13 protein-coding genes and 1 other RNA gene are annotated in these 13223 nt (G+C 60.5%); 4 read left to right on the forward strand and 10 right to left on the reverse strand.

Annotated features, from left to right (window positions below):
• Window position 1: 1 nt before the first annotated feature.
• The 9 genes from mraY to rsmI all read right to left on the reverse strand — a co-directional run bounded on the left by mraY (window position 2) and on the right by rsmI (window position 8992).
• Window positions 2–1084 carry a phospho-N-acetylmuramoyl-pentapeptide-transferase gene (gene mraY, locus PSUM_RS29635; RefSeq protein ID WP_008016698.1) on the reverse strand — a complete coding sequence of 361 codons (1083 nt, stop codon included), beginning with the start codon at window positions 1082–1084 and terminating at the stop codon, window positions 2–4.
• On the reverse strand, window positions 1084–2451 hold the full coding sequence (locus tag PSUM_RS29640; protein WP_083349737.1) for a UDP-N-acetylmuramoyl-tripeptide--D-alanyl-D-alanine ligase: 1368 nt from the start codon (window positions 2449–2451) through the stop codon (window positions 1084–1086). The genes mraY and PSUM_RS29640 overlap by 1 nt, the downstream gene beginning before the upstream one ends.
• A complete protein-coding gene (locus PSUM_RS29645; protein ID WP_020800845.1) occupies window positions 2444–3907 on the reverse strand; it encodes a UDP-N-acetylmuramoyl-L-alanyl-D-glutamate--2,6-diaminopimelate ligase in 1464 nt (487 codons plus the stop codon). Before PSUM_RS29645 ends, PSUM_RS29640 begins: the two co-directional genes overlap by 8 nt.
• Entirely contained in the window at window positions 3907–5646 is a 1740-nt protein-coding gene (locus PSUM_RS29650; protein ID WP_173667183.1) for a peptidoglycan D,D-transpeptidase FtsI family protein, read from the reverse strand. Before PSUM_RS29650 ends, PSUM_RS29645 begins: the two co-directional genes overlap by 1 nt.
• Entirely contained in the window at window positions 5646–5939 is a 294-nt protein-coding gene (gene ftsL / locus PSUM_RS29655) for a cell division protein FtsL (protein ID WP_020800843.1), read from the reverse strand. Before ftsL ends, PSUM_RS29650 begins: the two co-directional genes overlap by 1 nt.
• The gene (gene rsmH, locus PSUM_RS29660) at window positions 5936–6883 is read right to left on the reverse strand and encodes a 16S rRNA (cytosine(1402)-N(4))-methyltransferase RsmH (protein ID WP_008060265.1); all 948 of its coding nucleotides are present in this window, start codon (window positions 6881–6883) and stop codon (window positions 5936–5938) included. The genes ftsL and rsmH overlap by 4 nt, the downstream gene beginning before the upstream one ends.
• The gene (mraZ, locus tag PSUM_RS29665) at window positions 6880–7335 is read right to left on the reverse strand and encodes a division/cell wall cluster transcriptional repressor MraZ (protein WP_033040298.1); all 456 of its coding nucleotides are present in this window, start codon (window positions 7333–7335) and stop codon (window positions 6880–6882) included. Before mraZ ends, rsmH begins: the two co-directional genes overlap by 4 nt.
• A gap of 356 nt (window positions 7336–7691) precedes the next feature.
• Window positions 7692–8045, reverse strand: an RNA gene (rnpB, locus tag PSUM_RS29670) — RNase P RNA component class A.
• Between the two features lie 74 nt (window positions 8046–8119).
• A complete protein-coding gene (gene rsmI, locus PSUM_RS29675; protein ID WP_042955884.1) occupies window positions 8120–8992 on the reverse strand; it encodes a 16S rRNA (cytidine(1402)-2'-O)-methyltransferase in 873 nt (290 codons plus the stop codon).
• Between the two features lie 208 nt (window positions 8993–9200).
• Between rsmI and PSUM_RS29680 the strand changes: the two genes are divergently transcribed.
• The 4 genes from PSUM_RS29680 (at window position 9201) to PSUM_RS29695 (ending at window position 12647) form a co-directional block, all read left to right on the forward strand.
• Window positions 9201–11012 (forward strand): penicillin-binding protein activator, encoded by a 1812-nt coding sequence (locus tag PSUM_RS29680; protein ID WP_020800839.1) that lies wholly within the window; start codon window positions 9201–9203, stop codon window positions 11010–11012.
• On the forward strand, window positions 11012–11374 hold the full coding sequence (locus PSUM_RS29685) for a YraN family protein (protein WP_020800838.1): 363 nt from the start codon (window positions 11012–11014) through the stop codon (window positions 11372–11374). The genes PSUM_RS29680 and PSUM_RS29685 overlap by 1 nt, the downstream gene beginning before the upstream one ends.
• A gap of 104 nt (window positions 11375–11478) precedes the next feature.
• Complete coding sequence (locus PSUM_RS29690) at window positions 11479–12072, forward strand: phosphoheptose isomerase (RefSeq protein ID WP_007972584.1); 594 nt, start codon at window positions 11479–11481, stop codon at window positions 12070–12072.
• A complete protein-coding gene (locus PSUM_RS29695; RefSeq protein WP_008147477.1) occupies window positions 12069–12647 on the forward strand; it encodes a BON domain-containing protein in 579 nt (192 codons plus the stop codon). The genes PSUM_RS29690 and PSUM_RS29695 overlap by 4 nt, the downstream gene beginning before the upstream one ends.
• A 149-nt stretch (window positions 12648–12796) precedes the next feature.
• Here PSUM_RS29695 and PSUM_RS29700 read toward each other — a convergent pair whose 3' ends face one another.
• Complete coding sequence (locus PSUM_RS29700) at window positions 12797–13210, reverse strand: ClpXP protease specificity-enhancing factor (protein WP_007943725.1); 414 nt, start codon at window positions 13208–13210, stop codon at window positions 12797–12799.
• Window positions 13211–13223 lie beyond the last annotated feature (13 nt).

The raw sequence follows: 13223 nt of genomic DNA on the forward strand, positions 1-13223 counted from the left end.
TCTACCTCAATTTCAGGGTGGCAAGGCCAATCAGCACGAGAATCACGGTGATGATCCAGAAACGGACAATCACGCGTGGCTCGGGCCAGCCCTTGAGTTCAAAGTGGTGGTGAATCGGTGCCATGCGGAACACACGGCGACCGGTCAGCTTAAAGGAAGCAACCTGAATGACGACTGACAGGGTTTCCATCACGAACACGCCGCCCATGATGAACAAGACGATTTCCTGGCGAACGATTACCGCGATGGTGCCCAGGGCCGCGCCCAACGCCAATGCGCCGACGTCACCCATGAAGACTTGTGCCGGGTAGGTGTTGAACCACAGGAAGCCCAGGCCAGCGCCGATCAGCGCGCCGCAGAATACGATCAGCTCACCCGCGCCCGGTACATAAGGGATCAGCAGGTATTCGGCGAATTTCACGTTACCCGACAGGTAGCAGAAGATCCCCAGGCCGCCGCCGACCATCACGGTCGGCATGATCGCCAGGCCGTCGAGGCCGTCGGTCAGGTTGACCGCGTTGCTCGAACCCACGATCACGAAATAGGTCAGGACGATGAAGCCTGCGCCCAGCGGGATGCTGTAGTCCTTGAGCATCGGCAGGATCAGTGTGGTTTCCACCGGGGTGGCGGCAGTCATATAAAGGAAGATCGCCGCGCCCAGGCCGAACACCGACTGCCAGAAATACTTCCAGCGACTGGGCAAGCCACGGGAATTCTTTTCGATCACTTTGCGGTAGTCGTCGACCCAACCGATGGCACCGAACAACAGGGTCACCAACAGGACAACCCAGACATAACGGTTGGTCAGGTCGGCCCACAACAGGGTGCTGACACCAATCGACGATAGAATCAGCGCGCCACCCATGGTTGGGGTGCCGGATTTGGACAAGTGCGATTGCGGGCCGTCGTTGCGAACGGACTGGCCGATCTGACGGTTCTGCAGGGTGCGGATCATCCACGGGCCATAGCACAGCGACAAGACCAGCGCGGTCAGCACACCGAGTATCCCGCGCAGGGTCAGGTACTGGAAGACCGCGAAGCCTTTGTAGAACTGTTGCAGATACTCCGCTAGCAGCAGCAGCATTAATGTTTCTCCGGACTGGACCCGCACAAAGCGGCAACGATGTTTTCCATCGCAGCGCTGCGCGAGCCCTTGATCAAAATGGTGGTGTTTGTGTCTTGCTCGGCGCCCAGCGCCTTGATCAGTTCAGCCTGAGTGCTGAAGTGAAAGGCTTGGGGTCCGAAGGCGTTGACGGCGTGAACCATCATCGGTCCGACGGCGTACAGCGCAGAAACCTTGCCACGGGCGTACTCGCCCACATCGCGGTGCCCCTGCTCTGCCCAATCGCCCAACTCGCCGATATCCCCGAGCACCAGAACGGTGCGACCGGAAAAGCCGGCCAGTATATCAACGGCAGCGCACATGGAGGTGGGGTTCGCGTTATAAGTGTCATCAATCACGCGCATGCCATTGCTGGCCAGTTGCGCGACGGTACGACCCTTGACCGGTTGCACCGCACCGAGGCCGGTGGCGATGCCGAACAGCGACACACCCAGGGCGTGGGCGGCAGCCGCAGCGGCCATGGCATTGGCAACGTTATGGGTGCCGAGCAGGTTCAGTTGAACGCGCTCCTCACCTTCAGGACTGTGCAGGTTGAACGCCGGGCAACCACGCGCATCGGTAGCCAGGTCACTGGCGTAGAAATCGGCACTGACATTGCTCAGGGCGAAGGTCAGCACCTTGCGCTCGCCAGCGCGGGTCTTCCAGATGCCGAACGCCTTGTCGTCGAGATTGAGTACGGCGACGCCATTGGCATCGAGCCCATCAATGATCTCGCCCTTGGCTTCGACGATTTTTTCCGGCCCGCCGAATTCGCCGACATGGGCGGTTCCGGCATTGTTGAGGATGGCCACATGAGGTTTGGTCAGGCCCACGGTATAAGCAATTTCACCCAGACGCGAAGCACCGAGCTCGATCACGGCGGCGCTGTGTTCCGGTGCCAGTTCGAGCAGGGTCAACGGAGCGCCGAGGTCGTTGTTCAGGTTGCCGCGGGTTGCCAGCACCGGACCGCGAGTGCGCAGGATGCTCGCGAGCATTTCCTTGACCGTGGTCTTGCCACTGGAACCGGTGATGGCGGCGACTGGCTGGGTGAATGCCGCGCGATTGAGCGCGCCCAGTTGACCCAATGCCTGGCGGGTATCGCTCACCAGCAATTGCGGCAGCGTGCTGTCGGCGACTTCACGCTCGACCAAGGCTGCCACGGCACCTTTGGCTGCGACTTCATTGAGATAGTCATGGCCATCGAAGCGCGGACCGGCCAAGGCGATGAACAGCTGGCCCGGCTTGATTGCACGACTGTCAATGCTGACCCCGTCGAAGCTCGCATCAGCGGCGATCAACCGCCCATTCAGCGCGCCGGTGAGTTCGCTCAGTTTCAAGGCTTTAAGCATGGGCCACCTCCCACGCGGTCAAGGCGTGATCGGCCTCGACCAGATCGGAAAAGGCATGGCGCTCGCCATTGATTTCCTGATAGTCCTCATGACCTTTACCGGCCAGGACAATCACGTCATCGGCCGACGCACCCGCGATCAACTGCGCAATCGCCTGGCCACGGCCGGCAACGAAGGTCACTTTATCCACAGCGGTGAAGCCTGCACGGATGTCATCGAAAATCACCGATGGATCTTCGGTACGCGGGTTGTCGTCGGTGACCAGCACACCATCGGCCAGACGCTCGACCACTTCGGCCATCAGCGGACGCTTGCCGCGATCGCGATCGCCGCCACAGCCGAACAGGCACAGCAGCCGACCTTTGACGTGAGGACGCAGGGCCGTCAGGACTTTTTCCAGCGCATCCGGGGTGTGGGCGTAATCGACCACCACCAACGGCTGGGTACCACCGCCCAGGCGTTGCATGCGTCCGGCCGGGCCTTCAAGTTTCGGCAGCACCTTGAGGATTTCGTCCAGGGCGTAATCCAGACCGAGCAAGGCGCCAATCGCCGCCAGCACGTTGCTCAAGTTGAAACGACCCAGCAATGTACTGCGCAGGTGGTGTTCGCCCTGGGGCGTGACCAGCGTGGCACGCACGCCTTCGTCGTCGAACTGCGCCTGGCGGCAATAAAGATAAGCGCTGCTGTCGAGCAGGCTGTAGGTGATCAGCCGCGATTCGCGCTTGTCGGCGGCCAGTTGCCGGCCGAAGTCATCGTCGAGGTTGATTACCCGGCATTTCAGATCGTTCCAGGCAAACAGCCTGGCCTTGGCTTCGCCATAGGCCTGCATGGTGCCGTGGTAATCCAGGTGGTCGCGGGACAGGTTCGTCATCACGGCCACATCGAATGCCAGCGCGGTGACACGGCCCTGGTCCAGACCGTGGGACGAGACCTCCATGGCAACCGCCTTGGCCCCGGCTTTTTTCAGGTCGCCCAGGGTCGCTTGCACTGCAATCGGGTTGGGCGTGGTGTGCAGGCCGCTTTCCAGCGCGCCATGAAAACCACAGCCAAGGGTGCCGACAATGCCGCAGTGCTGGCCCAGAAGGTCCAGCGCCTGGGCCACCAGTTGGGTCACGCTGGTCTTTCCGTTGGTGCCGGTCACGCCCACCAGTTTCAGGTGATGGCTCGGCTCGCCATAAAAGCGTCCGGCGATGTCCGACAACTGCGCCGCCAGCCCCTTGACCGGAATCAGCGGCACGTCAGTGATTGGCAACACCGTGGCGCCTTCCACTTCATAAGCTACGGCCGACGCGCCGCGCGCAAGCGCATCGGCAATGTGCGCACGGCCATCGAACCTGCCGCCCGGCACCGCGAGGAACAAGTCACCGGCGCGTACGTTGCGGCTGTCGAGCGCCAATTCACGGATCAACAGATCGTGGCCGGCGTGGGGGAAAATCTTGTTCAGGCTCAGAGACATCAGCCGCGCCCTCCATTGGCTTTCAGTGGAACGACCGGCGCTGCGTTCGCTTGTTGGGTAGGTGGCAGGTTGTCCGGGGTGATGTTCATCAAACGCAGGGTGCCGGACATCACGCGGCTGAACACCGGCGCAGAGACCAGGCCACCGAAGTAACCAGCCTTGGTCGGCTCGTCGATCACCACCACGATGGCGTAGCGTGGATCGCTCATCGGGCCGAAACCGGCGAACAGCGAGCGGTAGGAGTTCTCGGCGTAGCCTTTGGTACCGACCGACGTTTTACGCGCGGTACCCGACTTGCCGCCCACGTGATAGGCCGGCACCTGTGCACGGAATACACCGCGCGGCGCTTCAATCACTTGCTGCAGCATGCCTTGCATGGTCTTCGCGACGGCTTCCGGGAGCACCTGGGTAGTCTGCGGCGCCTTGTCGGTCTTGATCAGTGTCAGTGGCGCCAGGCGACCGTTGTTGGCCAACGCCGAGAACGCGTGAACCAACTGGATCGCCGTCACGGAAACACCGTAGCCGTAGGACAGCGTGGCGGTTTCAGCCTTGCGCCACTCGCGGTAGTTCGGCAGGTTGCCGACACGCTCGCCCGGGAAGCCGAGGCCGGTATCCTGGCCCAGACCGACTTTCTGAGCGAGACGGAAAATCGTCTCGCCACCGATATCGAACGCGATCTTGCTCATGCCGACGTTACTGGAATTGATCAGGATGCCAGCCAGGTCGAGCACCGGCCCTTCGGACTTGGATACGTCCTTGATGGTGTACTTGCCGATCTGCAAGGAGCCCGGATACACCTCGACGGTATCGCTCGGTTTCCAGCGCCCGGTTTCGATCGCGGCGCTCATGGAGATCGCCTTCATGGTCGAACCCGGTTCGAACACGTCGATCATCGCGCGGTTACGCATCATCGCCGGTTGAAGGTTGCGGCGGTTGTTCGGGTTGTAGGTCGGCTGGTTGACCATGGCGAGGATTTCGCCGGTCTTCACGTCCATGATCACCAGGCTGCCGGCCTTGGCGCCGTTCTCGATGATCGCGTTGCGCAACTCGCGGTTGGCCAGGTACTGCAGGCGCAGGTCAATGGACAACGCCAAGGGCTTTCCGGCCTTGGCGTTTTTGGTAACCTGGACATCCTTGATCAACCGGCCGCGCCGGTCCTTGATCACCTGCCGTTTGCCGGGGACCCCGGCCAGCCATTCATCGTAGGCCAGCTCGACACCTTCGCGTCCGTGGTCATCAATGTCGGTAAAGCCGACCATATGGGCCGTGACCTCACCAGCCGGGTAGAAACGGCGGAACTCTTCGATCCCATAGACACCCGGCACTTTCAGGTCGAGTACGGCCTGGCCTTGCTCAGGCGTCAGCCCGCGCACCAGATAAATGAACTCCTTGTTGGCCTGTGCCTCTAGGCGCTCGGCCAGGGCCTTGGGGTCTTGCCCCAGCGCGGCAGCCAGTGCCGGCCATTTTTCCTTGGCCAGCTGCATTTCCTTGGCATTGGCCCACAGGGTGGTGACCGGCGTACTCACGGCCAAAGGTTCGCCATTTCGGTCGGTGATCAGGCCACGGTGAGCCGGGATCGGAATATGCCGAACGCTGCGCGCATCGCCCTGGCCTTTGAGAAAGGCACGGTCGACCACTTGCAGGTCAATGATGCGCCAGGCGATCGCCGCCACCATGACGCCGAGCAGACCCAGCACCAGGCGGAAGCGCCATGGAAAAAGAGCACCTTCGAGTTTCATCATGGCGCCACCATCTGCACTTCGGCGGCACCGGGAATGCGCATTTTCAGTTGTTCAGTGGCCAACACTTCGATACGGCTATGGGCGGTCCAGGTGCTTTGTTCGAGAATCAAGCGCCCCCATTCGGCCTGCGCCTTATCGCGCACGCTCAACTCGCTGTACAACGCGTTCAGCAACTGACGGTTCCAGTGTGCGCTGTAGGACACGCCTATGGCCGACACGAGCACGCCAACGAACAACAGCAGCATGAAAAAGCTTCCGCCGGGCAGTGGCTTGGCGAAAAGCTTGCTCACCGCAGCTTCTCCGCCACACGCATGACAGCACTGCGCGAACGTGGGTTGGCCTTCAGCTCGGCATCGGAGGCCGTCTGCGCTTTGCCATGGATCTTGATTTTCGGTTCGAAGGCGACGTGCCGAACCGGCAGGTTGCGTGGCAGGTTGTCGGCTTCGCCTTTAACCAGCTTGCGCATGAACAGCTTGACGATGCGATCTTCCAGCGAATGGAAGCTGATGACCACCAGGCGACCGCCCACTTCCAGGCTCTCCAGCGCCGCTTCAAGGCCGGCTTCCAGATCGCCCAGTTCGTTGTTGACGTGAATGCGCAGGCCCTGGAATGCACGGGTTGCCGGGTTCTTGCCCTTTTCCCAGGCAGGATTCGCCACTTTCAGGACTTCAGCCAGATCGGCAGTGCGCTCGAACGGCTTGATATCGCGACGTTCGGCGACGGCACGGGCCATGCGCCCGGAAAACCGCTCTTCGCCGTATTCCTTGAACACTCGGGCGATTTCTTCCACGGGCGCGGTGTTGACGAATTCGGCCGCGCTGATCCCGCGGGACGGGTCCATGCGCATGTCCAGCGGACCATCGTTGAGAAAACTGAAACCGCGCTCCGGGTCATCCAGCTGTGGCGAAGAGACGCCCAGGTCGAGCAATACACCGCTGACCTTGCCGTTCATGCCGCGCGCGGCGACTTCCGCACCCAGCTCGGCAAAGCTGCGCTGCACAACGACAAAGCGGCCGTCTTCGGCCGCTAGCGTCTGCCCGGTGGCAATCGCTTGAGGGTCTTTGTCGAACCCTAGCAACCGACCATCGGGACCGAGCCGGCTGAGGATCAACCGGCTGTGTCCGCCGCGTCCGAACGTGCCGTCCAGATAGCAGCCATCAGGACGTACGGCGAGAGCCTCGACGGCTTCGTCAAGCAGTACGGTGATGTGGTTAAAGCCGCTATCTATAGTCACAGGATCAATTCACGCAGTTCGTCAGGCATCGCGCCCGGTTCTTGAATAGCAGCCAGGTCAGCGGCAGCAACCGCATCCCAGGCATCCTCGTCCCACAATTGGAACTTGTTCAGTTGGCCTACCAGCATCGCGCGCTTATCCAACTTGGCATATTCACGAAGACGCGGCGGAACCAGAAAACGACCACTGCCATCGAGCTCGAGGTCGACGGCATTACCAATCAGTAAACGTTGCAGACGACGGTTCGCTTCATGAAGCGAAGGCAGTGCGCGCAGTTTGGTTTCAATAATTTCCCACTCATCGAGGGGGTAAACACACAAACACGGATCAACGGCATCAATTGTGACAATTAACTGCCCGGAACTTCGCGAAACCAGCTCGTCACGGTACCGGCTCGGCATGGCGAGACGGCCCTTTGCATCGAGACTGATAGCGTTGGCTCCGCGAAACACGTCAGCGTTTCTCCAAATTCTAGCGTTTCTAGCTCAAAAAACCCACTTCATGCCACTTTCCGCCACTTGCGCACACTATAGGAATGCGCCCACCGCACCGTCAAGGCGCGCCTTAAAGGAAAACCCTTACAGAACTGAGATTTAGGAGCATATAGAGGGGAGCAAGCAGGATCAGGCAGATGAAAACGCCCAATAACTTGAATCAGCACAAGGGGCTGCGCTCGGAAGTTAAAGTGATTTATTAAGAGTAAGATTTTTTTGGTATTACGAAAGTGATAATGCGGACGTTTGGGAAAGGAGGGTAATTGCCATCATCAGGCCCCTGCTCAATGAGTTAAGCAGAGGGGAGAAAAAAGGTGGAGAGTCGATCTGTAAGCCGGGTTCTGTCTTGAACAGTCATTCGTCTACGATGGCCATCACTGGACACCTTTAGCAACCTACCCGGTCCCAGCGCGGGCCACGCCTTGGGACCCTATTTGGTCTTGCTCCAAGTGGGGTTTACCTAGCCACGAACTGTTGCCAGACGTGCGGTGCGCTCTTACCGCACCTTTTCACCCTTACCGGCGCCGAAGCGCTTAGGCGGTTATTTTCTGTGGCACTTTCCGTAGGCTCACGCCTCCCAGGCATTACCTGGCACTTCGCCCTATGGAGCCCGGACTTTCCTCCCCCCCCTAATTTTCATAGAGGGCAGCGACTGTCCGATCGACTCTCCGCCGCGAAGGTTAACGGCAGAGCGACCGAAGAACAAGTGATAAACGCCTCCGGCCACGCCAGCGCGTCGGTTTTACTCGCCTTTCTGTTTATCCAGCGCGACCTGATAGAGAACATTCTTGCGCTCGCCGGTAATTTGCGCGGCCAACGCCGCTGCACGCTTGAGCGGCATCTCTTCAAGCAACAGATCGAGGATCCGCATCGCCTCACTGCTGACAGCGCCTTCTTCCTCGGGAGCCGTCCACCCCGCCACCAGCACCACGCACTCACCCCGCTGCTGATTACTGTCCGACTCGACGAACTCGCGTAATTGGGCGAGCGGCAAGCCCTTGAGCGTTTCGAACGTCTTGGTCAACTCCCGCGCCAGCAAAGCCGGGCGTTCGGCACCGAACACCTGTTCCATGTCCTGTAGGCATTCGAGGATACGGTGCGGCGCCTCATAGAAAATCAGCGTGCGCGATTCCTCCTTGATGAGCTCCAGGCGCGCACGACGCCCCACTGCCTTGGCCGGCAGGAAGCCTTCGAAGATGAAGCGGTCCGACGGCAAACCCGCCGCCGACAGCGCCGCAATCAACGCACAAGCCCCCGGCACCGGCACCACGTTGATACCCGCCGCACGCGCCTGACGAACCAGGTGATAGCCAGGATCGGAAATCAGCGGCGTGCCGGCATCGGAAATCAATGCGACATCGTCACCCGCGAGCAAGCGGGTAATAAAGCGGCTACCTTCATCACGCTCGTTATGCTCATGACAGGCAGCCAGGGGCGTGGGAATGCCGAAATGCTGCATCAGGCGCTGGGAGTGACGGGTGTCCTCGGCGGCAATCAAGGCGACCTCACGCAGAATCTTCAGCGCCCGGGCACTGATATCGTCCAGGTTGCCGATGGGCGTCGCCACCACATAGAGCGAGCCAGCAGCGGAATTCAAAGCACCTGGAGCAGTCAAAGCGCACACCTCATGATCGGTAAAACGGCCATTGTAACGCGTAGCGACGCTCGCGATACGGGCAAGCGACACCCGCTTTTGCGGCCTTTTGTGGCGCACAGCAACATTTACACCCGCTAAATTGGTCGATTCGCACGACCGACATCGCGCCCCGGCCAGTGCTTGGGTACAATTCCACGCTAATTTGATCGAGTATCAGGAACACTACATGATCGCTTGCCTGCGGCTGTTCTCTGCCCTATGCCTCGCTGCCTTGCTGGCGGCTTGCGCCAGCTCGCCCTCCTCCAGCCTTGGCGAACTTCCACGGACCCCGGATGCCAGCATCGAGCAACTGCTCGAAAAGGCCACCCAAAGCAAATCGCCGGAAGACGCGGCGCTGCTGCGCCTGAGCGCAGCCGACCTGGCCTATCGCCAGGGCAATGCCGGCCAGTCCGCGCAGATCCTGCAACAGGTCCCAGTGGAAACACTCAAGCCGGGCCAGCAGATCTTCGCCAACACCCTGGCGGCCGAACTGGCCATGACGCGCAACCAACCGAAAGCCGCGCTAACCGCCTTGAGCCATCCAAGCCTGCAGCGCCTCGGTGAAATGCCGGAAGAGCAACAGGTGCGCACCGGCACCGTTCGCGCCCGCGCCCTTGAAGCCGATGGCCAAACCCTCGCCGCCGCACGGGAACGCATCTTCATCGCCCCACTGCTCAGCGGTGAAGCCGCCAGCAAGAACCACGAGGCGATCTGGGTCTTGATCGCTTCGCTGCCGACCGACCAATTGCAGCCAACCACCACCGACGATCTTGGCGGCTGGATGGCCCTGGCGCTGGCAGTGAAATCTGCCGGCACCCTGGAGCAGCAGCAGGCGGCGATCGACAACTGGCGCGCCCAGAATCCGAAACACCCGGCCGCCAAACAGCTTCCACTGCCGCTGACCAACCTCAAGGACCTGGCCAGCCAGCCCCTGAGCAAGATCGCCCTGCTCCTGCCGCAGGACGGCCCGCTGGCATCGGTTGGCAAAGCATTGCGCGAAGGCTTCATGGCCGCCCACTACCAGGCACAACAAGCCGGGCAGAAACCGCCAGCCATCGAGTTCTATGACAGCTCGCGCCTGACCTCGCTCGACGAGTTCTATCGCAAGGCCCAGGCCGATGGCGTGCAACTGGTGGTAGGCCCGCTGGAAAAACCACTGGTCAAACAGCTCAGCGCCCGACCACAACTGCCTATCACCACGTTGGCGCTGAACTACAGCGAAGGCGCACAAGGACCCGCCCAGCTGTTCCAGTTCGGCCTGGCCGCTGAAGACGAAGCCCGCGAAGTATCGCGCCGCGCTCGCGCCGATGGCTTGCATCGCGCCGCCATCATGGTCCCCAAGGGCGAGTGGGGCGACCGCGTACTCAAGGCGTTCAGCCAGGACTGGCAAGCCAATGGTGGCAGCATCGTCGCCACCGAGCGTGTCGACCAGCCGGTACAACTGGCCCAGCAGATTGCCGACATGTTCCAGCTGCGCCAGAGTGAAGGTCGCGCCAAGAGCTTGCAATCCACTGTTGGCTCGCAGGTAGCCGCCCAGCCGTCGCGTCGCCAGGACATCGAGTTCATTTTCCTCGCCGCAACGCCCCAACAGGCGCAGCAGATCAAGCCGACCTTGAACTTCCAGTACGCGGGTGACGTTCCGGTCTACGCCACGTCCCACGTCTTCAGCGCCAGCGGTGACGTCAACCAGTACAACGACATGAATGGCGTGCGCTTTTGCGAAACCCCATGGCTGCTGGACGCCAATGACCCTCTGCGTCGCCAGGTCACCGCGCAATGGCCGCAAGCGGCCGGCAGCCTGGGTCGCCTGTACGCCATGGGCGTGGACGCCTATCGCCTGGCGCCACGCCTGGGCCAGCTCAAGGCCCTGCCGGACAGCCGTATCGAAGGTCAATCGGGCAGCCTGAGCATGACCCAGAACCAGCGAGTGGTGCGTGAGTTGCCATGGGCGGAGTTCGTCAATGGTCAGGTGCAACGCTTGCCGAACACCCCGCGCTGATGCCTGAAAGGTCTCGCCAGCAATGCGGTAAAGATGCCGAGCGCCATGCGCTCGAGCATCTTCAGCAACACGGCCTGCAGCTACTGGCGCAGAACTGGTTGTGTAAACGCGGCGAGCTTGATCTGGTCATGCTGGAGGGCGATACAGTAGTATTCGTTGAAGTTCGCTACAGAAAGAACACTCAATGGGGTGGCGCGCTCGATAGCATCGATGAGCGCAAACGGCAAAAACTGATTTTTGCCGCGCAGTATTTTCTCCAGCGAGAGTCGCGCTGGGCAAACTCCCCTTGCCGCTTCGACGTGGTTGCGATCGACAGCAACCTCGATCAGTTGAACTGGTTGCAAAATGCCTTCGACAGCTGATTGCCTACGCCCCGAACCGGACACTACCACTCAACACTTTTGCTCTTTGCTTTGCGGGCTGCACATTCACGTGCCGGACAGCCGCGCTCAATAAGGTCACACAGATGGACATGCAATCCCGAATTCGCCAGCTTTTTCAGGCCAGTATCGACACCAAGCAACAGGCGATGGAAGTACTTGCACCGCACATCGAGCAAGCCAGCCAAGTGATGGTCAACGCCTTGCTCAACGAGGGGAAGATGCTTTCCTGCGGCAATGGTGGTTCCGCTGGCGACGCCCAGCACTTTTCGTCCGAGCTGCTCAACCGCTTCGAGCGCGAACGCCCGAGCCTGCCAGCCATTGCGCTGACGACGGACAGCTCGACGATCACCTCGATCGCCAACGACTACAGCTACAACGAAATTTTCTCCAAACAGATCCGTGCTCTTGGCCAGCCGGGCGATGTGCTGCTGGCAATTTCCACCAGCGGCAACTCGGCAAACATAATTCAAGCGATCCAGGCCGCACATGATCGCGAAATGATTGTCGTAGCATTGACCGGTCGCGATGGCGGCGGCATGGCGTCGCTGCTTTTGCCTGAGGACGTAGAGATTCGCGTACCGGCCAACGTTACCGCACGTATCCAGGAAGTCCACCTGCTGGCGATCCACTGCCTTTGCGACTTGATCGACAGCCAACTGTTCGGGAGTGAAGAATGACCCCTAATCGCCTCGGCCTACTGGCCCTGACCCTGTGCCTCGGCATCAGCGGCTGCACCTCGGTGGTTAATGCCAGCCGTGAAGCGCCGATTGAAGATGATCGCGGCACCCGCACTTTCGGCAGCAAGATCGACGACTCATTGATCGACACCAAGGTCGGCGTCAACATCGCCAAGGCCGATCCGGCCCTGGACAACGATTCGCACATTGTCGTCACCAGCTTCAACGGCGTCGTGCTGCTCGCCGGGCAAACCCCGCGTGCCGACCTCAAGGCCAAGGCCGAACAGGCCGCTGCCGCCGTCCAGCGGGTGAAGACGGTCCACAACGAACTGCAGGTCCTGCCACCCTCCGGCTTCCTTGCCCGCCAGAACGACACCTGGCTGACCTCCAAGATCAAGACCCAGATGCTCACCGACCCGAACATCCCCGGCTCGCGCATCAAGGTTGTCACCGAGAACGGCATCGTTTACCTGCTGGGCTTGCTGACCAAGCAGGAAGCCGCCCAGGCGACGAACCTGGTGCAAGGGGTTTCCGGCGTGCAGAAGATTGTGAAGCTGTTTGAGTACATCGACTGACCCCGCTCCTGTAGGAGCTGCCGCAGGCTGCGATCTTTTGATCTTAAAAGACAAAATCAAAAGATCGCAGCCTCGTTTCACTCGACAGCTCCTACGCTTGAAGGTGGTGAAGTAATAAAAAAGGCGATCCTTTCGGATCGCCTTTTTTATTACTTCACCACCTTCAAACTTGGCCGCCCGCTGGGTCGCGGCGGCTCGCTGTCCGGAGGCGGAATATCATCATCCGGCTCGATCTCTTCCTCGTCCTCCATGGGCGACTCCAGATCGAACACCATGCCCTGGCCATTCTCCCGGGCGTAGATGCCCAGGATCGATGCGATAGGCACGTACAGGGTATGCGGCACCCCACCAAAGCGGCCTTCGAAGCTCACCGCCTCGTTGTCCATGTGCAAATGACGCACGGCCTGTGGCGAAACGTTCAGGACGATCTGGCCATCACTGGCAAAGCCTTGCGGCACCTGCACCGAGGGATACTCGGAATTAACCAGCATGTGCGGGGTACAATCGTTATCAACAATCCACTCGTAGAGCGCGCGGACCAGATAAGGTCGACTGGAGTTCATATCGGCTCCTTAA

It is taken from the genome of Pseudomonas umsongensis, from assembly GCF_002236105.1.
Classification (GTDB): Bacteria; Pseudomonadota; Gammaproteobacteria; order Pseudomonadales; family Pseudomonadaceae; genus Aquipseudomonas; species Aquipseudomonas umsongensis.